The 20,058-nt window shown below is 63.7% G+C and carries 20 protein-coding genes; 15 read left to right on the plus strand and 5 right to left on the minus strand.

The genetic code is table 11. The features are described from left to right. The first annotated feature begins 146 nt into the window (after positions 1-146). The 7 genes from infC (at position 147) to NKH37_RS24615 (ending at position 6,797) form a co-directional block, all read left to right on the plus strand. Positions 147-683, plus strand: a complete 537-nt coding sequence (gene infC, locus NKH37_RS24585; RefSeq protein ID WP_023677573.1) for a translation initiation factor IF-3 — start codon at positions 147-149, stop codon at positions 681-683. Between the two features lie 202 nt (positions 684-885). Next, entirely contained in the window at positions 886-1,527 is a 642-nt protein-coding gene (locus NKH37_RS24590) for a methyltransferase family protein (RefSeq protein ID WP_023718299.1), read from the plus strand. A 178-nt stretch (positions 1,528-1,705) separates the two neighbouring features. Then, positions 1,706-1,909, plus strand: a complete 204-nt coding sequence (rpmI, locus tag NKH37_RS24595; protein WP_006201248.1) for a 50S ribosomal protein L35 — start codon at positions 1,706-1,708, stop codon at positions 1,907-1,909. A 147-nt stretch (positions 1,910-2,056) separates the two neighbouring features. Further along, the gene (gene rplT / locus NKH37_RS24600; RefSeq protein ID WP_006201247.1) at positions 2,057-2,458 is read left to right on the plus strand and encodes a 50S ribosomal protein L20; all 402 of its coding nucleotides are present in this window, start codon (positions 2,057-2,059) and stop codon (positions 2,456-2,458) included. A 96-nt stretch (positions 2,459-2,554) separates the two neighbouring features. Next, positions 2,555-3,640 carry a phenylalanine--tRNA ligase subunit alpha gene (gene pheS, locus NKH37_RS24605; RefSeq protein WP_023718300.1) on the plus strand — a complete coding sequence of 362 codons (1,086 nt, stop codon included), beginning with the start codon at positions 2,555-2,557 and terminating at the stop codon, positions 3,638-3,640. Positions 3,641-3,746: 106 nt separating this feature from the next. Then, on the plus strand, positions 3,747-6,155 hold the full coding sequence (pheT, locus tag NKH37_RS24610; protein WP_352484468.1) for a phenylalanine--tRNA ligase subunit beta: 2,409 nt from the start codon (positions 3,747-3,749) through the stop codon (positions 6,153-6,155). 39 nt (positions 6,156-6,194) lie between these two features. Beyond that, on the plus strand, positions 6,195-6,797 hold the full coding sequence (locus NKH37_RS24615; RefSeq protein WP_352484467.1) for a nucleotidyltransferase family protein: 603 nt from the start codon (positions 6,195-6,197) through the stop codon (positions 6,795-6,797). 268 nt (positions 6,798-7,065) lie between these two features. Here NKH37_RS24615 and NKH37_RS24620 read toward each other — a convergent pair whose 3' ends face one another. Then, positions 7,066-8,061, minus strand: a complete 996-nt coding sequence (locus tag NKH37_RS24620; RefSeq protein WP_023718302.1) for an aldo/keto reductase — start codon at positions 8,059-8,061, stop codon at positions 7,066-7,068. 105 nt (positions 8,062-8,166) lie between these two features. Between NKH37_RS24620 and NKH37_RS24625 the strand changes: the two genes are divergently transcribed. The 5 genes from NKH37_RS24625 (at position 8,167) to NKH37_RS24645 (ending at position 13,199) form a co-directional block, all read left to right on the plus strand. Then, positions 8,167-9,057, plus strand: coding sequence for a LysR family transcriptional regulator (locus tag NKH37_RS24625; RefSeq protein WP_352484687.1), 891 nt, complete (start codon positions 8,167-8,169; stop codon positions 9,055-9,057). Positions 9,058-9,117: 60 nt separating this feature from the next. Continuing rightward, entirely contained in the window at positions 9,118-9,696 is a 579-nt protein-coding gene (locus NKH37_RS24630) for a cytochrome b (RefSeq protein ID WP_352484688.1), read from the plus strand. A gap of 68 nt (positions 9,697-9,764) precedes the next feature. Then, the gene (locus NKH37_RS24635) at positions 9,765-10,340 is read left to right on the plus strand and encodes a YceI family protein (RefSeq protein ID WP_352484690.1); all 576 of its coding nucleotides are present in this window, start codon (positions 9,765-9,767) and stop codon (positions 10,338-10,340) included. 154 nt (positions 10,341-10,494) lie between these two features. Further along, positions 10,495-11,481: a Gfo/Idh/MocA family protein gene (locus tag NKH37_RS24640; protein ID WP_352484691.1), complete on the plus strand. Its 987-nt coding sequence runs from the start codon at positions 10,495-10,497 to the stop codon at positions 11,479-11,481. Positions 11,482-11,540: 59 nt separating this feature from the next. Then, complete coding sequence (locus tag NKH37_RS24645; RefSeq protein ID WP_353005973.1) at positions 11,541-13,199, plus strand: FAD-binding dehydrogenase; 1,659 nt, start codon at positions 11,541-11,543, stop codon at positions 13,197-13,199. A gap of 65 nt (positions 13,200-13,264) precedes the next feature. Here the strand turns inward: NKH37_RS24645 and NKH37_RS24650 are convergent, their stop codons facing one another. Further along, positions 13,265-14,011, minus strand: coding sequence for a GntR family transcriptional regulator (locus tag NKH37_RS24650; RefSeq protein WP_023718308.1), 747 nt, complete (start codon positions 14,009-14,011; stop codon positions 13,265-13,267). 99 nt (positions 14,012-14,110) lie between these two features. On the opposite strand from NKH37_RS24650, the gene NKH37_RS24655 reads away from it, so the two are divergent. The 3 genes from NKH37_RS24655 to NKH37_RS24665 all read left to right on the plus strand — a co-directional run bounded on the left by NKH37_RS24655 (position 14,111) and on the right by NKH37_RS24665 (position 15,977). Next, positions 14,111-14,665 (plus strand): autotransporter, encoded by a 555-nt coding sequence (locus tag NKH37_RS24655; RefSeq protein WP_023718309.1) that lies wholly within the window; start codon positions 14,111-14,113, stop codon positions 14,663-14,665. A 160-nt stretch (positions 14,666-14,825) separates the two neighbouring features. Continuing rightward, on the plus strand, positions 14,826-15,611 hold the full coding sequence (locus NKH37_RS24660; protein WP_084642556.1) for a DUF899 domain-containing protein: 786 nt from the start codon (positions 14,826-14,828) through the stop codon (positions 15,609-15,611). Between the two features lie 99 nt (positions 15,612-15,710). After that, positions 15,711-15,977, plus strand: coding sequence for a hypothetical protein (locus NKH37_RS24665; RefSeq protein ID WP_023718311.1), 267 nt, complete (start codon positions 15,711-15,713; stop codon positions 15,975-15,977). 46 nt (positions 15,978-16,023) lie between these two features. Here NKH37_RS24665 and NKH37_RS24670 read toward each other — a convergent pair whose 3' ends face one another. From NKH37_RS24670 to NKH37_RS24680, 3 genes are all read right to left on the minus strand, one after another. Further along, entirely contained in the window at positions 16,024-16,962 is a 939-nt protein-coding gene (locus tag NKH37_RS24670) for an alpha/beta hydrolase (protein WP_353005972.1), read from the minus strand. Between the two features lie 219 nt (positions 16,963-17,181). Further along, entirely contained in the window at positions 17,182-17,964 is a 783-nt protein-coding gene (locus NKH37_RS24675; RefSeq protein ID WP_023718313.1) for a carnitinyl-CoA dehydratase, read from the minus strand. Then, entirely contained in the window at positions 17,957-20,035 is a 2,079-nt protein-coding gene (locus tag NKH37_RS24680) for an acetate--CoA ligase family protein (protein WP_352547966.1), read from the minus strand. Before NKH37_RS24680 ends, NKH37_RS24675 begins: the two co-directional genes overlap by 8 nt. Between the last annotated feature and the right edge of the window lie 23 nt (positions 20,036-20,058).

Below are 20,058 nucleotides of genomic sequence, written 5' to 3' on the forward strand. Positions count from 1 at the left end.
TCGCTTGGTGCAGAGGAGCATTCATCGAGCAGGTGATTTCCTGAGAATGCTGTGCTATTGACTCCGACCGCGCACTCACCACATTGCGCGTTCGCAATTCTGAACTGAAGAACCCCTTAACGAAACGGCTCAAGGAGACCACGACCATTCGCAGACCTTTCAAAGCAGCGGCGCCCACCAAGGAAGGCCCGCGCTCCAACCGTGATATCCGGGTTCCCCGGGTCCAGCTAATCGACGCCGAAGGCCAGAACCGGGGCGATGTCTCCATCAACGACGCATTGCTGCTCGCCGAAGAGGCTGGGCTCGATCTGGTCGAGATATCGCCCAATGCAGTGCCGCCCGTCGTAAAGATCCTCGATCTCGGGAAGCTGAAATACGCCAACCAGAAGAAGGCGGCCGAGGCGCGCAAGAACCAGAAGGTCATCGAGATCAAGGAGATCAAGATGCGCCCGAACATCGACAGCCACGACTATGAGACCAAGATGAAGGCCGTCCGGCGCTTTTTCGAGGAAGGCGATAAGGTCAAGCTGACATTGCGCTTCCGCGGTCGCGAGATGGCGCACATGGAACTCGGCATGCAGCTTCTGAATAAGGTTCGCGAGGAAGTGGCGCCCATCGCCAAGGTCGAAGCCGAACCGAAGCTCGAAGGCCGCCAGATGATGATGGTGCTGGCGCCCCGCTAAAGCGCGTTGCGCTTTAGTTCTGTTTTGTGCATGTCGTTGTCCCAAAACCGCTGCGCACTTTTGGGCGACATGCATTAAATCCGCCTGAATCATGTTGCAAGGCGTCCCGGCGATCGGCGGGGCGCCTGTTTTCTTGGCCAGACGCTGCGATCGCCGGCGAGAGCAACGACGCTCTGGTTCCCTCGACGATCGGATTCCCGACATGGTCAATGAAGTCAGATACGCGCAAGTTAAGCACGGGCTTGGCAGCTACCAGCATATGCGCAGGATGGTACTTGCCGTTCTCATCATGGTGATGTTCGCGGCGCTGCTGTTCGGCCAGTCGGTTTTCCCTCCCGATACGCCAGTGCATGAAACGATCGAAATGGTCGGCGTCGTGCTGATCTTTCTCGGCATCGTCGGGCGCTTGTGGTCGACGCTTTACATCGGCGGACGCAAATCCTCCGAAGTGGTGACCGGCGGACCCTATTCGATCACGCGCAACCCACTCTACCTTTTCTCCACTTTAGCTGCCGCTGGTGTCGGCGCACAGATCGGCTCCATCGCGGCCACGATCGGCTTTGGAGCGCTCTGCGCGGGTGCCTTTTACATCGTTATCCTGCGCGAGGAGAAATTCCTCAAGGAGGTTCTCGGCGCGCCATACCAGGCCTATCTGGCGAAAGTGCCGCGCTTCTTCCCGAAACTGTCACTGTATCAGGAAGGCGACACCGGCAGCTTCAAGCCGCGCCTGCTGCGAACCACGTTACTGGACGGGCTGGTGTTCCTCCTTGCCTTGCCGGCTTTCGAACTGATCGACGGCGCCCAGCAGTCGGGCATATTACCGGTGCTGTTCCGTTTCCCCTGAGCACTACAAGGTTGCTGAGCGCTGGGTGTTGCGCGCGCCCTCGCTTTGACGTATATGACCGCGTTCCAAAAAAACCGCCCGGCAGGGCATGCCGTGGCGGTTTCATTTGCTTTTCGGGCTTTGGTCGGCCTGAAGCGAACAAAAAGCGCATTGGTGCGCATATAAACGGAGTAGCAAAATGCCCAAGATGAAGACCAAATCGGCCGCCAAGAAGCGGTTCAAGATCACAGGTACGGGTAAAGTTCTGTCGGCTGCGGCCGGCAAGCGTCACGGCATGATCAAGCGTTCCAACAAGTTCATTCGAAATGCCCGCGGCACGATGGTTCTGGCTGAACCGGATGGCAAGAAGGTCATCAAGAATTTTCTGCCGAACGGCCTCTAGGGCATGATGCCAAAAAGTTGCAAACTTTTTGGAAAACATCATGCGCCAAATAAGGGCATTCGGTCTGGACACGCATTTGTTTTACGCAATTCCGAACGGAAAACCGCTAGGCACTTTTCCTGGAATTGCTTTTAAGGAGATCATGACATGGCACGCGTAAAGAGAGGCGTCACCTCGCACGCCAAGCACAAGAAGGTCCTGAAAGCCGCCAAGGGTTTTTACGGCCGCCGCAAGAACACCATTCGCATCGCCAAGCAGGCGGTGGAAAAGTCGCTGCAGTACGCCTATCGCGACCGCAAGAATCGCAAGCGTTCGTTCCGCGCGCTGTGGATCCAGCGCATCAATGCGGCGACGCATGAGCATGGCTTGACCTATGGCCGTTTCATCGACGGTCTCAACAAGGCCGGCATCGAGATCGATCGCAAGATCCTGTCGGACATGGCCATCCACGAGCCGCAGGCTTTTGCCGCACTCGTGGCCAAGGCCAAGGTCGCGCTCGAATACCTCAAGAACACCACGCCGAACGCTTTTGAAAGCGCTGTCGCTTAAGACCAGCGCTTCCCAAGCTATTCGACACTTGATTTGGGAAACCCGCGCTGGCAGGGCTGGCGCGGGTTTTTCTTTGCTTCCAATCGGGTCTGGAACATGAGTGACATGGAAACTCTCGAAAATTCCCTGATGGCCGAGATCGCCTCTGCCGCCGACGAGCAAGCAATCGAGGCGGTGCGTGTCTCTGCCCTCGGCAAGAAGGGTTCGGTCTCCGAGATACTGAAGACACTCGGCTCGATGAGCGCCGAGGAGCGCCAGGTCAAAGGCCCGGCAATCAACGGCCTCAAGAACCGCGTCACCGAGGCACTTTCGGCCCGTCGCGCCGAGCTGAAAGATGTGGCGATCACGGCACGGCTTGCCGCCGAGAAGGTCGACGTCACCTTGCCGGTGCGACAATCGCCGGCCGAGCGCGGCCGCATCCATCCGATCAGCCAGGTTATCGACGAGATCGCGGCGATCTTCGGCGATCTCGGCTTTGCCATCGCCGAAGGTCCCGACATCGAGACCGACTATTACAATTTCACCTCGCTGAACTTCCCGGAAGGCCACCCGGCGCGCGAGATGCACGACACCTTCTTCTTCCAGCCGGACGAGCAGGGCGAACGCAAGCTTTTGCGCACCCACACCTCGCCGGTGCAGATCCGCACCATGGAGATGCAGAAGCCGCCGATCCGCATCGTCATTCCTGGCAAGACCTACCGGCAGGATTCCGATGCCACCCACTCACCGATGTTCCATCAGGTCGAGGGATTGGTGATCGACAAATCGGCCAACGTCGCCAACATGAAGTGGGTACTGGAGGAGTTCTGCAAGGCCTTCTTCGAGGTGCCGAGCGTCAAGATGCGCTTCCGGCCGTCCTTCTTCCCGTTCACCGAGCCCAGCCTCGAGGTCGACATCCAGTGCGACCGTTCGCGGCCGGGCGAGGTGCGCTTCGGCGAAGGCTCAGACTGGCTGGAGATCCTCGGCTGCGGCATGGTCCACCCCAATGTGCTCCGTTACGGCGGGCTCGATCCCGACGAATATCAGGGCTTCGCCTGGGGCATGGGCATCGACCGCATCGCCATGCTGAAATACGGCATGCCCGACCTGCGCGCCTTCTTCGACGCCGATGTGCGCTGGCTGTCGCATTACGGTTTTAGGCCGCTCGACATGCCGACGCTGTTTGGCGGGCTAAGCGCGTGACAACCGGGCCGCAGCAAATCCGCGGGCAGCTAGCCTTCCTGCACATGTCCGACGCGCGGCCGCATAGCTTCAAGCCCAGCGTGCCCAGACCAGACGGAACACAGTCATGAAACTTACCCTCTCCTGGCTCAAGGATCATCTCGAGACCGATGCCTCGCTGGCGGAAATCGTCGAACGTCTCACCTCGATCGGCCTCGAGGTCGAGCATGTCGACGACCGGGCGAGCTTGAAACCTTTCGTCATCGCCAAGGTGCTGACGGCAGTCCAGCATCCCGACGCCGACCGGCTGCGCGTGCTGACCGTCGACACCGGCGACGGCAGGGCGCCGGTGCAGGTTGTCTGCGGCGCGCCGAACGCCCGCGCGGGCCTGATCGGCGCCTTTGCAGCACCCGGCACCTATATTCCCGGCATCGACGTGACGCTGACCGTCGGCAAGATCCGCGGCGTCGAAAGCCACGGCATGATGTGCTCCGAGCGCGAGCTCGAACTGTCCGAGGAGCATGACGGCATCATCGACCTGCCGGCCGATGCGCCGGTCGGCACCAGTTTCGCCGCCTATGCCCATCTCGACGATCCGCTGATCGAAATCAATCTGACGCCGAACCGGCCGGATGCGACCAGCGTTTATGGCATCGCCCGCGATCTGGCGGCGAGCGGGCTCGGCACGCTGAAGAGCGCGCCGATAGAGCCGATCCCCGGCAAGGGCGAGACGCCGGTCAAGGTGACGATCGAAGCGCCGGAGCTCTGTCCCGGCTTTGCGCTGCGCCTGGTGCGCGGCGTCAAGAACGGACCGTCGCCGAAATGGTTGCAGCAAAGGCTTCTCGCCATCGGCTTGAGGCCGATCAGTGCGCTGGTCGACATCACCAATTATGTCACCTTCGATCGCGGCCGGCCGCTGCATGTCTTCGACGCTGCGAAGGTCACCGGCAATCTCACCGTGCGCCGGGCACGCGACGGCGAAAAGGTGCTGGCGCTCGACGGCCGCGAATACACGCTGACGCCGGAGATGTGCGTCATCGCCGACCAGGATGGTATCGAGTCGATCGCCGGCATCATGGGTGGCGAGCATTCCGGCTGCGACGAGAACACCACCGACGTGCTGATCGAGTCGGCACTTTGGGACCCGATCGCCACCGCCCGCACCGGCCGCACGCTCGGCATCATCACCGATGCACGCTACCGCTTCGAGCGTGGCGTCGACCCGGAAATGATGATTCCCGGTGTGGAGCTGGCGACGAGGCTGGTGCTCGATTTCTGCGGCGGTACGCCGACGCAAACCGAAGTCGTCGGCTATGCCGGCCATCGGCCGAAGATCGTCTCGTTCCCATTGTCGGACGTGAAGCGGCTGACCGGCATCGAAGTGCCGCGCTCGACGAGCCTCGACATTCTTGCCCGCCTCGGCTTCAAGCCGGAGGGCACGGGCGATGTCGTCAATGTGGCGGTCCCGTCCTGGCGGCCGGATGTCGACGGCAAGGCCGACCTGGTCGAGGAGGTCATGCGCATCCACGGCGTCGACAATATCGCGCCGCAGCCGCTCGGCAGCCACGACGCGGTCAACGCCAAGATCCTGACTGTGCTGCAGATCCGCACCCGCGCCGCCAAGCGGGCACTTGCCGTGCGCGGCATGATGGAGGCCGTCACCTGGTCGTTCATTCCGGCAAAACACGCCGATTTGTTCGGCGGCGGCCAGCAGGCGCTGAAGCTTGCCAACCCGATCGCCGCCGATATGTCGGACATGCGGCCGTCGCTGCTGCCGGGCCTGATCGCGGCCGCGCAGCGCAACGCCGACAAGGGCATCGGCGATGTCGCGCTGTTCGAAGTGTCGGGCACTTACGAGGGCGACGGCGCCGACCAGCAGCGGCGTGTTGCCGCCGGCGTTCGGCGCGGCACCGCCAAGCTCGAGGGCTCCGGCCGCCATTGGGCAGGCAATGCCGGCGCCGTCGGCGTCTTCGATGCCAAGGCCGACGCCATCGCTGCACTCGAAGCCTGCGGCGCGCCGGTCGAGCGGCTGCAGATCGAGGCCGGCGGCCCGGCCTGGTATCATCCCGGCCGGTCCGGCACGATCAAGCTCGGGCCGAAGGTCGTGCTCGGCACGTTCGGCGAATTCCATCCGAAGACGCTGGAGGGGCTTGACGTCTCCGGTCCGCTTTGCGGGTTTGAGGTGTTCATCGATGCCGTGCCCGAGCCGAAGGCCAAGCCGACGCGGACAAAGCCGAGGCTCGATCTGTCCGCCTTCCAGGCGGTCAAGCGCGATTTCGCCTTCGTCGTCGACAAGGCGGTCGAAGCCGGCACACTCGTTCGCGCCGCCCTTGCCGCAGACCGGAAGCTGATTTCCGGCGTCTCGGTGTTCGATGTTTTCGAGGGTGCAGCGCTCGGCGCGGCGAAGAAGTCGATCGCCATCGAAGTTTCGATCCAGCCGGTCGAAAAGACGCTGACCGACGAGGATTTCGAGGCGCTGGCCAAGCGCATCGTCGAGAATGTCGGCAAACAGACCGGCGGCGTGCTGCGCGGCTGAGGGATTGCGGACGCATGGCGAATCGCCCTCCAAAGGGCGATGAACCATTTGCGCTATTCAGGGCTGCCCTTCGAGGAACAGCGTGCAGCCTTTCTCGATATCGTCTCGGCCGATCCGCTGGTCGGCGAGACGCTGTCGCGGGTACGGGCGCTCGACCTCCCCGACTGGCTGGTCGTGTCCGGCGCGCTTTACAACAGCGTCTGGAATCATCTGACGGCGAAGCCTTCGGGATATGGCATTCGTGATGTCGATCTGTTCTATTTCGATGAGAGCGATCTGTCTTACGAGGCCGAGGACACGGTCATCCGCCGGGCGGCGAAGCAGTTCGAAGGACTGACGCTGCCGGTCGAAGTGCGCAACCAGGCGCGGGTGCATCTGTGGTTTGAGGCGCGCTTTGGCGGTTCCTATCCCAGACTGTCGTCGTCCGCCGAGGCGCTGTCCTATTTCGCTTCGAAAACCCATGCGGTCGGCGTTAGATTCGGCACCGATGGGCAACTCGCGCTCGTGGCGCCGTTCGGGCTCGACGACATCTTCTCGTTTCGCGTTACCCCGAACCGTGCACTAGATAATCAGCAGACGCACGAGATGAAGGGCGCGCGTGCGAGGGAGAACTGGCCGGAGATCAGTGTCGTGCCTTGGTAGGAAATGTCGGCGGGACAGCACCCCCCTCTGTCCTGCCGGACATCTCCCCCTCAAGGGGGGAGATCGGCAGCTTCGGCGATCCGCTCGCTCCTGCAACGTCCGTGATTGGCGAAAGCCGAGGTGACGTCCAATCTCCCCCTTGAGGGGGAGATGTCCGGCAGGACAGAGGGGGGTGCCTCGCGCCAATATCTCGCAATTATTTGCATTGCGGTGCGACCGAAAACGGGGCGCCGAAACGCCCCGTTTCGATTACGCCGTCGATCGCCGTTCAACCGTTGACCAGGGCCAGCAGCTCCTCGGTATAGCGCTTGCCGACCACCTTTTCCGGCGACAGCGCGTCGCCGATGGACGCCACTTCGGCCTGGCTCAGCACAATATCGGCTGCCGCCGTATTCTGCTCCAGATGGCGGATTTTTCGCGCGCCGGGGATCGGGACAATGAAGTCGCCCTGATGCAGCACCCAGGCGAGCGCCAGCTGCGCCGGCGTCACGCCCTTCTCGGCGGCCATCTTTTCCAGCACGGCGACGACCGCCGCATTGGCCGCCATGGCGTCGGCCTGGAAGCGCGGCAACCCGCGGCGCCAGTCGTCGGCGCCGAGAACATCGGGCTTGGCGATCGTGCCGGTGAGCAGGCCGCGGCCGAGCGGGCTATAGGGGACAAAGCCGATGCCGAGCTCGCGACAGACGGCAAACACCTCCTCCTCCGGATCGCGGCTCCACAGCGAATATTCGCTCTGCACCGCGGCGATCGGATGCACCGCATGCGCCCGGCGGATGGTCGCCGCACTCGCCTCCGACAGGCCGAGCGCCCGCACCTTGCCCTCGCGCACCAGCTCGGCCATGGCGCCGACCGTATCCTCGATCGGCACGTTGGGATCGACGCGGTGCTGGTAATAGAGGTCGATGACCTCCGTATCCAGCCGCTTCAACGACGCTTCGGCAACCGCCTTGACGTGTTCCGGGCGGCTGTCGACGCCGGCCATGCGCTCCATGCCGCTGCCTTCTTCCAGGATTTTGAAGCCGAATTTCGTCGCAATCGTCACCTTGTCACGCACCGGCTTCAGCGCCTTGCCAACCAGGATTTCGTTCTCGTAGGGGCCATAGACTTCGGCCGTGTCGAAGAAATTGACGCCGATGTCGACAGCGTGGCGCAGCGTGGCGATCGCGTCCGCCTCCGGCTGGCCACCATAGGCAAAGCTCATCCCCATGCAGCCGAGGCCGACCGGGTAGACGTCAAGTTCATTGCCGAGCTTGCGGGTTTGCATCACGTATCTCCTTGTTGTGATGGTTGTGATGCCGCAGAGATAGCGTCTTGCGCTGCGTTCGATAATCGGCTCTAATTTGCACAGGCTGTTCCAAAAAATAGATCAATGAAGCGAACCCATCTTTCACAGCTCGCTGTACTGGCAACGGTCGCCCAATGCGGCAGTTTTCGCGGCGCGGCCAAGGAACTGGCAATCGCGCCATCGGCGGTCAGCCACGCGGTTTCCAGCCTCGAAGCGCGCCTCGGCGTGCGCCTTCTGGCGCGCAGCACGCGCAGCGTCGCTCCGACCGAGGAGGGCGCGCAGCTGCTCGAGCGCCTCAGGCCGGCGCTGTCGGAGATCGACCTGGCGCTGGAATCGGCGATCGAGGCGCGCGACCGGCCGGCCGGCAATCTCAGGCTGACCGTGCCGCGCACCGCGGCCCACCTGACGCTGACGCCAAGGCTCGGCGCCTTTGCCGCTGCCTATCCCGACATCGTGCTGGAGATCGTCATCGAGGACCGCTTCACCGATGTGGTCGAGGGCGGCTTCGATGCCGGCGTGCGGCTGGGCGAGAGCCTGCAGCGCGACATGATCGCCGTGCGCATCGGGCCGGACCTTCGCGGCGCAGTCGTCGGCGCGCCATCCTATTTCGAGACCATGCCCAAGCCGCAGCATCCGCGCGATCTTGCCGGTCACCGCTGCATCCGCTTCCGCTTCTCCAGCGGCATTCTCTATCGCTGGGAATTCGAGAAGAACGGCGAGGAGATCGAAATCCCGGTGAAAGGGCCGCTGATCCTCGACGAGGACCATCTGATTGCCAACGCCGCGGTCGACGGCGCCGGGCTCGCCTTCGTGTTCGAGGACTATGTCCGCGACGCGCTCGCCGCCGGCAAGCTTGTTCGCGTGCTGGAGGACTGGTGCCCGCTTTTCGACGGCTTCTTCGTCTATTACCCAAGCCGCCGCCAGATGCGGCCGGCGCTCAGGGCCTTTGTCGATTTCTTCAAGGTCGGCGAGTAAGCCAACCCTCCCCATAAGGGAGAGGTGGAAGAAAGCCGACCTGGCATTCGTTCACCGACCATGTCAGCACTGCCCAAAAACCAGGCCACCGGCTACGGCTGGACGGCGATCATCCTTCACTGGCTGATCGCGGCGCTCTTTATCGGCCAGTTCGTGCTCGGCTTCGTCATGGTGCGACTGTCCAGCCAGCGCACCGCCTTCGAACTGATCCAGCTGCATAAATCCTTCGGCTTCCTGCTGCTTGGGCTGGTCATCCTGCGCATCGCCTGGCGCCTTGGCAGACCGGCCCCGCCGCTGCCGCGCTCGGTCGGCCCGTTCGAGCGCCGCATCGCGCCACTTGTCCATCTTGCGCTTTATGCGTTTCAGCTCGCTCTGCCGCTGTCCGGCTGGGCGCTGGTCTCGGTCTCGGTGCTGGAGATCCCGAGCGTGCCGTTCAATCTGTTTGTTATGCCCAATCTGCCGCTTGGCGAATCGGACGTGGCTGAAAGCTTCTGGGCAGCGACGCACTGGTATCTCGCCTATGCCGGCATCGGACTTGTCGCTTTGCATCTGGCCGCGGCGCTGCGTCATCATTTCTGGCTGAGGGATACCGTGCTGATGCGCATGATCACGGCTTCGTCACATCGCGACACGGAATAGAGCGGGCGGCTCATTCGTTCATGGGGCGAGGACGCAAGAAAGCGTTGCCTGCCAAGAGGACCATTTCCATGTACGCGCGCATCTTCGGATTTGCGGCAGCCGCCGCTTGTTTTGCTATGCCTGTTTTCGCCGCCGTCGCCCTTGGCGACGCGGCCGGCAGCTACACCATCAGCCCGGGGAGTTCCAGCATCCACTTCTCGATCGGCAAGCTCGGCGGCGGAGGGCTCGACGGTGCTTTCTCCCGCTTCAAGGGCAGTATCCTCATCGACAACAGCGATGTCGGCCGGTCCCAGGTCAATTTCACCATCTTCCCCGAAAGCGTCGGTACCGGCCAAAGTCGCATCGACGCCTTTCTTCGCTCGGACGCGGTTTTCGACGCGGCCAACAATCCGGAGATCCAGTTCCGTTCGACCAGCGTCAAACGCACCGGCGCCACGTCAGCCCTTGTCACCGGCCGGCTGACGGCGCGCGGCAAGACCTTTCAGGAAAAGTTCACGGCCGAGCTCGGCGGCCTCAGGGCGGGCACGATAAAATTCCATGTCACCGGCAAGGTGTTGCGGTCGCGCTACGGCATGGATGTCGGCACGCCGATTTACTCCAACGTCGTCGACTTCGACATGACGCTGACGGGTAGAAGGGGATAGTCTTTGCAGGACCTGGGTTCGTCGCCCCCGCAAGAGCAGCGCCGGCATCCGGAAAAGCCGCAGATGATCGCCCTGTTCGCCGCCAGGCTCCCGCATTGGCTTTTCTCCTGAATTAGGGCAAACCTCCAGGCCTGCAATCGAGAGGAGAAACCTGATGTTCCGATGGGGTGTTTTGTCGACGGCCAAGATCGGCCGCGAGCAGCTTTTGCCGGCAATCGTCGAGGCGGAGAACGGCGTGCTGTCGGCGATCGCCAGCCGCGATCTGTCGAAAGCCCGGGCACTGGGCGAACGCTTCGGCGCGCGCCACGCTTTCGGCTCCTATGAGGAGCTGCTCGCCTCCAGCGACATCGACGGCGTCTACATTCCGCTGCCGACCTCGCAGCATGTCGAATGGACGGCCAAGGCGATCGAGGCCGGCAAGCATGTTCTGGTCGAAAAGCCGCTGGCGCTCGATGCCAAGGATATTCCGCCGCTGATCAAGCTGCGCGATGCCAGGAAGGTGCTGGTCTGCGAAGCCTTCATGGTCGTCTACCATCCGCAATGGATCAAGGTGCGCGAGCTGATCGCCAACGGCGCCATCGGCCGGCTGCGCCATGTCCAGGGCGCGTTCTCCTATTACAATGTCGACCCCAACAACATGCGCAACAAGCTCGATCTCGGCGGCGGCGCGCTGCCCGACATCGGTGTCTACCCGACGGTGTCGACACGCTTTTCGACGGGCAAGGAGCCGCTGCGCGTCCAGGCGACGATCGAGCGCGACAAGACGTTCGGCACCGACATCTATTCCTCGATCCGCGCCGATTTCGGCGATTTCGAGCTGTCATTCTACCTGTCGACGCAGATGGCGGCACGCCAGGTGATGGTGTTCCACGGCGAGAAGGGATTCATCGAGGTGTTCTCACCGTTCAACGCCGGGCTCTATGACCATCACCGCGTCGAGCTGCACAACCAGAACCACAGCGAGGCGCAGGTATTCCGCTTTCCCGGCACGCAGCAATACCGGCTGGAAGTCGAGGCCTTCGCGCGGGCGGCACAGGGCGGCAAGGACCGCGTTTTCACCCTGGAAGAATCGGTGCTCAACCAGAAGGTCATCGATGCCATCTTCCGCGCCGGCGAGAAGGAAGGCTGGGAGACAGTCTAGGCCGGCCATGATCCCAAAAAATGAGGGACCGGTTCTTGGACGAGATCATGGCCAAATAGATGCCAAACGACGCGGATGTGATCATTGTCGGCGCCGGCCTTGCCGGTCTTGTCGCGGCGGCCGAACTGACTGAGGCCGGCAAGAAGACCATCATCGTCGAGCAGGAGCCGGAGCAGTCGCTTGGCGGCCAGGCGTTCTGGTCGCTCGGCGGCATCTTCCTTGTCGATTCGCCCGAACAGCGGCGCATGCGCATCCGCGATTCGTATGAGCTGGCGCTCGAGGATTGGCTGGGCACTGCAGCCTTCGACCGCACGGAAGATCTCTGGCCGCGCCGCTGGGCCGAGGCCTATCTCGGCTTCGCCGCCGGCGAGAAGCGCTCCTGGCTCATGCAGCGCGGCCTGAAATTCTTTCCGGTGGTCGGCTGGGCCGAACGCGGCGGCGGCAACGCCGTCGGCCACGGCAATTCGGTGCCGCGCTTCCATGTCACCTGGGGCACCGGGCCTGGTGTGCTCGAACCGTTCGTGCAGCGCGTGCGCGAGGCCGAGAAGCGCGGGCTGATCAGCTTCAGGTTCCGTCACCGGGTCAACGAATTGAGCCGGACGGGTGCTGCCGTCGACGGCGTGCGCGGCGACATATTGGCGGCGAGTGATGCCGAGCGCGGCCGCAAGAGCTCGCGCGAGATCACAGCCGATTTCGAGTTGAAGGCGCAGGCCGTCATCGTCGCCTCCGGCGGCATCGGCGCCAATCACCAGCTGGTCCGGGAGAATTGGCCGCAGCGGCTGGGTGCGCCTCCAAAACGCATGATCACCGGCGTTCCCGATCATGTCGACGGCCGCATGCTGGCGATCACCGAGGCCGCCGGCGGCAGGCTCATCAACCGCGACCGCATGTGGCACTATGTCGAGGGCGTCAGGAACTGGGCACCGATCTGGACCGATCATGCGATCCGCATTCTGCCCGGCCCGTCATCGCTGTGGCTCGATGCGCGCGGCAAACGCCTGCCGGTGCCGCTCTATCCCGGCTTCGATACGCTGGCGACGCTCAGCCACATCATGAGCACGGGCTTCGACTATTCCTGGTTCATCCTGACCAAAAAGATCATCCAGAAGGAGGTCGCGCTGTCCGGCTCCGAGCAGAACCCCGATCTGACGGGGAAAAGCTGGCGCCAGGTGCTTGGCCGTGCCACCAGCGGCGTGCCCGCGCCGGTCAAGGCGTTCATGGAGAAGGGTGAGGATTTCATCGTCGAGCCCGAACTGCCGGCGCTGGTCGCCCGCATGAACGCACTGGCCGGCGGCGAGCCGCTGCTCGAACTGGCGCAGGTCGAGCGCGAAATCCGCGCTCGCGACCGGCAGCTCGACAATCCGTTCTCCAAGGACATGCAGATTACCGCGCTGCGCGGCGCGCGCGCCTATCTCGGCGACCGGCTGATCCGTACCGCAAGGCCGCACAAGCTGCTCGATCCCGCCAATGGCCCGCTGATCGCGGTCAGGCTCGGCATCCTGACCCGCAAGACGCTCGGCGGGCTTGAGACGGACCTCGACAGCCGCGTGCTGGGCGCCGGCGGCCAACCCGTCGAGGGGCTGTACGCGGTGGGCGAGGCCGCCGGTTTCGGCGGCGGCGGCATGCACGGCTATGCAGCGCTCGAAGGCACGTTTCTCGGCGGCTGCATCTTTTCCGGCCGCAGCGCCGGACGGGCAGCGGCGCGCGCGGTGGGGTGAAACAAGGCCCGCCGGCAGTCGTTGCGCCAAGGGTGGCGGGTCGCACCGAGTGGCCAAACCGCCCTCTAAGCGAAGGGCTGCAAATTGACGTCTTGAAGCTTGGAACCGGCAAGCAAAGCCTCGAGCACCTGCTTCTTCAAAAACAGGCACTGCGCACGGGCAAGTTTCACGATGGCGGAAACGTCGCCTGCCTCGCAGGCAAGAACCAGTTCCTTTTGCTGGGCGATGATCAACTGGGTGAAGTCGCGCGACTTGAAGCCGAGGTGGAGAACCCGCGCCGACTGGTCGAGTATCTGGTCCAGGAGATGCGCCAGCCGCAAATTTCCCGAGAGCTCCGCAAGGGCCAGGCGAAAAGCACGATCGGCCGCAAGGAAGGCAATGTGGCTGCGTAGCGTCTCCGGCTTCAGCACTTTTTTCGCTGCCAGCCTGATATCCTCCAGCCCGCGCTCGGTCATGTTCGATGCCGCCACCCTGAACACTTCCGGCTCGATCAAGCTGCGGACATCGAAGATCTCGTTGACGTCCCGCAGACTGAGCGTCGCAACGACGTAGCCGCGGCGCGGCTCGCTCCTGACCAGCCCTTCCTGCATCAGGCGGGCCAACGCCGCGCGGATGGTAGCCTTTTTGATCTGGTATCGATCGCCGATCTGTTTCTCGGTGAGCGCTTCACCGGGGCGCAGCACGCAGGCAATGATGTCGTTCCTCAGCTGCTCATATGCCTGTTCCCTGCGAAGGACGTCGGCGGCTGACAGTGCTGTCGCCTCGACGGTGGCCGGCCCTGCCGGTTCGGCGGTCAACTTCGTCGTTTTCATATTCTGTCCGTCTGGCTGTCCCGTTGACGCTGGCCTCAGCATTCGCTAGCGTGAGCACCTCAGATTGATAATCTGAGCATCTCAGGAAGGATAACTGATATGCCTTTAGCCGCCAACTCACCTCTCTACGCCGTTGCCGATGATATCGTCAATGCCGCGAGAGGCCCAGATCCCCTCGAAGCGGTAAGGACGGTCCTGGGCGACTACACGAACCGTTTTCACGCATCGGGAACACTCGCTCACGAAGAAGACGACGACGAGGTGCTTCTGCATGCGAGCCCTAACCTGACGATCTATCACATCACGCTGTCGCCCGGCCTGCAGTACCCGCCTCATAACCACCTGATGGATGCCTTGATCGGCATCTACAAGGGCAGCGAGACGAACTTCATCTATCCTGTTGCCGGCAGCGAACTCGATGTCCCGGAAAGGCAGGACATCGCAGCGCCTGCCGTGGTGCACATGGCCTCAAATACCGTGCATGCGGTTGCGAATACCGGCAGCGCGCGATCGGGTGCGCTGCATGTCTACCTCGGCGATCTCACACGAACCCACCGGCAGCTGTGGAGCCCGGAAAGCAACCAGGCCGAGCCGTTTGACAATGACCGCTACCTGGCCGGCGCACGGCCCATTCAGCAGTCCGGGCGCGAATGAGCGCAGAGGCGTCGCTGGCGGCGAAATTGGCCGTGATCAGCGAACCCGTCGGAATCGCGTCACACTTGTCACTCTCGCCAATCCGCTATCAGCCCCTATCCTATCTCACGACCCAACACGTCGCGCCGGTGCGGCGACAAACCAGCAAGGGAGATGCACAATGACGGCACATCAGAATGGCACAGGCGAGCAGGGCTCGCGGCTCGCGATGAAGACACCACCGGTCGTTTCGCCTGACGCATGGGAGGCCGCGCGCCAGCAGCTGCTCGTGAAGGAGAAGACCGTGACCCGGGCTCGCGACGCACTGGCCGCCGAGCGCCGGCGGATGCCATGGGTGGCGGTGGAGAAGTCCTATACGTTCGAAGGGCCTGACGGAAAGGTGAGCCTGCTCGACCTGTTCGAGGGCCGCCGCCAGCTGGTCGTCTACCGCGCCTTCTTCGAGCCCGGCGTATTCGGCTGGCCCGACCACGCCTGCCGCGGCTGCTCGCTGGGGGCGGACCAGGTCGGCAACCTTGCCCATCTGAATGCCCGCGACACCACGCTTGCCTACGCCTCGCGCGCACCGCAGGCCGACATTGCGCGGCTGAAGGCGCGGATGGACTGGAAGATGCCCTGGTACACCATCACCGACAGCTTCGATGCTGATTTCGGCGTTGACGAGTGGCACGGCCATAACGTGTTCATCCGCGACGGCGATCGCGTGTTCCGCACCTACTTCATCAACAACCGCGGCGACGAGGCGATGGGGACCGTATGGAGCTACCTCGACCTGACGCCGCTCGGCCGCCAGGAGGTTTGGGAGGATTCGCCCGAGGGCTATCCGCAAACGCCGACGTACAAGTGGTGGAACTGGCACGACAATTACGGTGCCGAAGCCGTCCCCGACAAAAAATGGGTCGAGATATCGGACGCCGGAGAGGCCGCGTTCCGGAATCGCACCGAATAGAACATCTTTGGCGTCGCAGAAATGCGGCTAAGACAAATGGAGGAGCGGGATGCACGGTTCAGTTCGAACGCATCCCGCTCACTACCAGGGACAACGGACATGAGCGAGATTCATGCAGGCGGATCCGGCGGCGATGCGAGCCCGGCCGCCCTTGGCGCAGCCGACTGGCTGTCCTTCGCCGCCGCGCCGACCTTCGCAACCATGGCGCTGCTGACGCTTCTCGGCGGAGCGCCGGATATGATGTGCTCGACCGGGCAAGAGGCGTCACCGCTGGCCGGCATGGTCCCGATGTACCTGCTGATGAGCGCCTTTCATTTAGGACCTTGGCTGAAGCAGGTTTCCGGCCGGCGACGCCGCCGCAAATAGAGCTGTACCGGCCGACAAAGGCCCGTTCTGGTCGGGAAGACATCCCTCACCAGATCCACTCGCCCCTTCCCAAAACCGCTACCGCATCGACAATCCGGGTAAAGCTCGAGCGGGCGCGGCCGGCCGTGTGCCTGGCGCGCAAATAGCCATGCACCAGTCCCGGCTCCTCGAACCACCAGGCGCGCCCGCCTGCAGCAATGATGCGGTCGCGATAGGCTTCGCCGTCCGACGACAGCGGGTCGCATTCGGCGGTGATCACGACGGTAGGCGGCAGATTGGCAAAGTCGGCGTCGGCGAGCGGCGACAAGGTGAGATCGCCGGTGCGGTCCTCGCCCCCGGTCCTGATGTCCCTGTAGAAAACGAGGTCGCGCACGTTAAGCATCGGCGCTTCCGCGTGGGTGACGTAGGAGCCGGCGGAGCTGTCGCCGCCAAGGCCGGGATAGACCAGAATCTGGCCGATCGGCTTGCGCGCATGGCCACGCGTCGCGTGGCTGACGGACGCGGCGAGATTGCCGCCGGCACTGTCGCCGCACAGCAGGATAGGCCGTTCGTAAGTGGTCGAAGCCCATTCGAAGGCGCTGATGGCATCGTCGAAGGCGGCCGGATGAAGGTGTTCCGGCGCCAGCCGGTAGTCGACCGAAACCACTTCGTAGCCGGTGCGGCCGCAAAGCTCGGCGCAAAGGTCGTCATGGCTGTCGAGCCCGCCGAGGATAAAACCGCCGCCATGGAAATAAAGCACCATCGCCGCCGCTTCCGGCGCCGGGGCGCGGTAGACGCGGGTCGGGATGTGCCAGGGTGTGGCAATGGCTGTGGTTTCCGCCGTGACGCCTTGGGGATAGCCGGCAAAGAACTCGCGGCACATCCGGTTATAGATCTCGCGCTGCTCGGCGATGGTGTAGTCGATCGTATCGGGTGGATAATAGGAATTGGTCCGCTCGATGAAGGCCCAGGTCTCGGCGTCGATGAGGGTTTTGTAGTTGGTCATTGGCGCCGAATGGGCCGCCAAGGTTGAGCTTGGACACCCCCCTCTGGCCTGCCGGCCATCTCCCCCGCAAGGGGGGAGATCGGCAGCTTTGGCCTTGCCGCTTGTCCTGCAACGCTGGAAATTGGCGAAATCCGATGCGACATCCGATCTCCCCACTTGCGGGGGAGATGCCCGGCAGGGCAGAGGGGGGTGTGAAGGATCGCCATCATCTCCGCAGCGTCACTTCCCCTTCCACACCGGGTCGCGCTTCTCGGCGAAGGCGCGAAAACCCTCGAGATTGTCCTCCGAGCCGTAGAGTGCGTCAACCGTTGGCAGCTGCCGGCGCGTCACCCGGTTCATCGCGTCCTGGAACGTCAGCGATTCTGCGACCCTGGCCGTTTCCTTGATCGCGGCGAAGACCAGCGGCGGGCCGCTGGCGAGCAGCCGCGCGATCTCCCAGACGCGGTCCTCCAGCCTGTCCTTGGGCAGCACCTCGTTGACCAGGCCCCAGCGATGCGCCTCGGCGACATCCATCCAGCGGCCGGTGAGCAAAAGGTCCATGGCGACATGGTAGGGGATGCGCTTCGGCAGCTTGATCGTCGCCGCATCGGCCAGCGTGCCGGCACGGATTTCGGGCAGCGCGAAGGAGGAGTGGTCCGACGCATAGATGAGGTCGCAGGATAGGGCCAGCTCGAAGCCGCCGCCGACCGCCATGCCGTTGACGCAGGCTATCACCGGCTTGTTGAGGTCGCGCAATTCCTGCAGCCCGCCGAAGCCGCCGACGCCATAGTCGCCGTCAACCGCGTCGCCGCCGGCAGCAGCCTTCAGGTCCCAGCCGGCGCAGAAGAACTTGTCACCGGCGGTCTTGACGATGGCGACGCGCAGCTCGGGATCGTCGCGAAACGCCTTGAAAGTCTCGCCCATAAGCCGCGACGTGTTCAGGTCGATGGCATTGGCCTTGGGCCGGTCAAGCGTGACTTCGAAGATCGTGCCCTCGCGGCGGGTGGTGATGATTTCAGCCATTCTTCTTGCCTCCCAGCACCATCAGCGCGTCGGCGATCCAGGCGCCCTTGCCCTCGGCGCAGACGATCAGCGGATTGATGTCGAGTTCCTCGATCTCGCCGGCATTTTGCTGCACGAAGCCGGCAATGCCCGATATCGCCTCGATTGCCGCCGTGACATCGGCCTTCGGCCGGCCGCGATAGCCGTCGAGCAGCGGGAACAGTTTCAGCCCGCGCAAAGCGGCCTCGATATCATCGCGGGTCGCCGGCAGCATGAGCGTGACGCTGTCGCGCAACAACTCGACCAGCACGCCGCCGGTGCCGAGCGTCATCACCGCGCCGAACATCGGGTCGCGGGTGAAGCCGACCAGCAGCTCGGCGACGCCATCGCGCACCATGCGCTCAACATAAAGGCCGGTGCCGAGCGGGCCGAGATCATGGGCGGCGGTGCTGACGGATTCGGCATCCCTCAAATTGAGCCGCACCGCGTCGAGCTCGGATTTGTGGATGACGCCAAGAGCCTTCAGCGCCACCGGGAAGCCGAGCGCCATCGAGGAGATCACAGCCTCGACCGCATTGCCGGCGCGCTCGCCCTTCGGCACCGAAAGCCCGGCCTCGATGAGCCGCGCTTTCGCCTCCGCCTCGTCCGGGGTGACATGGTCGCCGGCCGGCGCGCCGGACGCCGAGGTGTCGATCGGCTGCGCCGGCGGCTCGCGCCACGCCCAGCCGATGAAGGCTGCCGCCTGGGCGGCGTCCATGGCCTCGGAAATGCCGAACAGCGGCACCATGCCCCGCGCCATCAGCCCTGCAGTGTATTCCTCGGGCAGGTTCTCCGGCAGCGAGGACACGATCGCGCCTTGCGCGCTGTTGGTCTTCAGCGCTGCTTCGAAGGCGCGCAGCGTCGCCCACCAGTCCGTGTCAGAGCAGCGGTCGGGGCGCGGAAAGTCGAGCACCAGCATGTTGAGGTCGAAGCCGCCAGACACCATGGCGGTGAAGGTGGCGGTCATCGCCGGCTCGTTGTTCCAGATGAAGGTATGGTAGTCGAGCGGGTTGGCCACCGCGACCAGCGGGCCGAGCGTCGATTTGACCTGAATGCGATGCTCGGCGGTGAGAGGCGGAAAGGTCACCCAGCGGCCTTCGGCGCTGTCGGCCATGACGGACGCCTCGCCGCCCGAACAGCTCATCGACGACAGCCGGTAGCCGGGCAGGGGACCGGTGACGTGCAGCAGCTTCAGCGCCTCGATGAAGGCCGGGATCGAATCGATGCGGGCGATGCCGAGCCGCTTCAGGAACGCGCCGGACGCTGCGTCCGAGCCGGCCAGCGACGCGGTATGCGAGACGGTCGCCTGCCGCGCCTGCTCGGAGCGGCCGACCTTCATGGCGATAACAGGCTTCTTCAGCTCTCGTGCCCGTGCCGCCAGCCTTTCGAAGCCGGCTACCGAGTCGAAGGCCTCGATATGCAGGCCGAGCGCGGTGACGCGGTCGTCCTCGATCAGGCCGAGCGCCATTTCGGAAAGCCCGGTCTGCGCCTGGTTGCCGGCGGTCATCAGAAAGGCGATCGGCAGGCCGCGCTTCTGCATCGTCATGTTGATGGCGATGTTCGACGACTGGGTGATGATGGCAACGCCGCGACCGCCTTCAGGCAGCCTGATGCCGCCATGCTGGTCGGGCCACAAAAGCGCGCCGTCGGCGTAATTGATCAGCCCATAGCAGTTCGGCCCGATGATCGGCATGGGACCCGCCGCCGCGACCAGCTCGGCCTGCAGCCGCTCGCCGTCCTCGTCATAGGCCTCGGTTTCGAGGAAGCCGGCGGCGAAGCAGACCGCACCGCCGGCGCCGCGCTCGGCCAGCGCCTTGACCACTTCGATGGTCAAGTGCCGGTTGACGCCGATGAAAGCGGCATCCGGCGCACCGGGCAATTCGGCCACCGAGCGATAGGCCTTGCGGCCGGCGACCTCGTCCTTGCTTGGATGCACCGGCCAGATCTCGCCGGCAAAGCCCATCTTGATCGACTGCGCGACGACGGCAGCAGCCTGCACGCCACCGAAGACTGCGATCGTTCGTGGGCGCAAAAGCCGCTCAAGTTTGTGCATCGTCATCTTTTCGTTTGAGCATG

The organism is Mesorhizobium sp. M1217, assembly GCF_040318275.1.
In the GTDB taxonomy this organism is placed as follows: domain Bacteria; phylum Pseudomonadota; class Alphaproteobacteria; order Rhizobiales; family Rhizobiaceae; genus Mesorhizobium.

Bases quoted from the DNA above. Each gene is read 5' to 3' on its own strand.
- NKH37_RS24590 (WP_023718299.1), top strand. From the start codon at position 886: ATGGTCAATGAAGTCAGATACGCGCAAGTTAAGCACGGGCTTGGCAGC.
- rpmI (WP_006201248.1), top strand. From the start codon at position 1,706: ATGCCCAAGATGAAGACCAAATCGGCCGCCAAGAAGCGGTTCAAGATC.
- rplT (WP_006201247.1), top strand. From the start codon at position 2,057: ATGGCACGCGTAAAGAGAGGCGTCACCTCGCACGCCAAGCACAAGAAG.
- pheS (WP_023718300.1), top strand. From the start codon at position 2,555: ATGAGTGACATGGAAACTCTCGAAAATTCCCTGATGGCCGAGATCGCC.
- pheT (WP_352484468.1), top strand. From the start codon at position 3,747: ATGAAACTTACCCTCTCCTGGCTCAAGGATCATCTCGAGACCGATGCC.
- NKH37_RS24615 (WP_352484467.1), top strand. From the start codon at position 6,195: ATGAACCATTTGCGCTATTCAGGGCTGCCCTTCGAGGAACAGCGTGCA.
- NKH37_RS24620 (WP_023718302.1), bottom strand. From the start codon at position 8,061: ATGCAAACCCGCAAGCTCGGCAATGAACTTGACGTCTACCCGGTCGGC.
- NKH37_RS24625 (WP_352484687.1), top strand. From the start codon at position 8,167: ATGAAGCGAACCCATCTTTCACAGCTCGCTGTACTGGCAACGGTCGCC.
- NKH37_RS24630 (WP_352484688.1), top strand. From the start codon at position 9,118: ATGTCAGCACTGCCCAAAAACCAGGCCACCGGCTACGGCTGGACGGCG.
- NKH37_RS24635 (WP_352484690.1), top strand. From the start codon at position 9,765: ATGTACGCGCGCATCTTCGGATTTGCGGCAGCCGCCGCTTGTTTTGCT.
- NKH37_RS24640 (WP_352484691.1), top strand. From the start codon at position 10,495: ATGTTCCGATGGGGTGTTTTGTCGACGGCCAAGATCGGCCGCGAGCAG.
- NKH37_RS24645 (WP_353005973.1), top strand. From the start codon at position 11,541: ATGCCAAACGACGCGGATGTGATCATTGTCGGCGCCGGCCTTGCCGGT.
- NKH37_RS24650 (WP_023718308.1), bottom strand. From the start codon at position 14,011: ATGAAAACGACGAAGTTGACCGCCGAACCGGCAGGGCCGGCCACCGTC.
- NKH37_RS24655 (WP_023718309.1), top strand. From the start codon at position 14,111: ATGCCTTTAGCCGCCAACTCACCTCTCTACGCCGTTGCCGATGATATC.
- NKH37_RS24660 (WP_084642556.1), top strand. From the start codon at position 14,826: ATGACGGCACATCAGAATGGCACAGGCGAGCAGGGCTCGCGGCTCGCG.
- NKH37_RS24665 (WP_023718311.1), top strand. From the start codon at position 15,711: ATGAGCGAGATTCATGCAGGCGGATCCGGCGGCGATGCGAGCCCGGCC.
- NKH37_RS24670 (WP_353005972.1), bottom strand. From the start codon at position 16,962: ATGACCAACTACAAAACCCTCATCGACGCCGAGACCTGGGCCTTCATC.
- NKH37_RS24675 (WP_023718313.1), bottom strand. From the start codon at position 17,964: ATGGCTGAAATCATCACCACCCGCCGCGAGGGCACGATCTTCGAAGTC.
- NKH37_RS24680 (WP_352547966.1), bottom strand. From the start codon at position 20,035: ATGCACAAACTTGAGCGGCTTTTGCGCCCACGAACGATCGCAGTCTTC.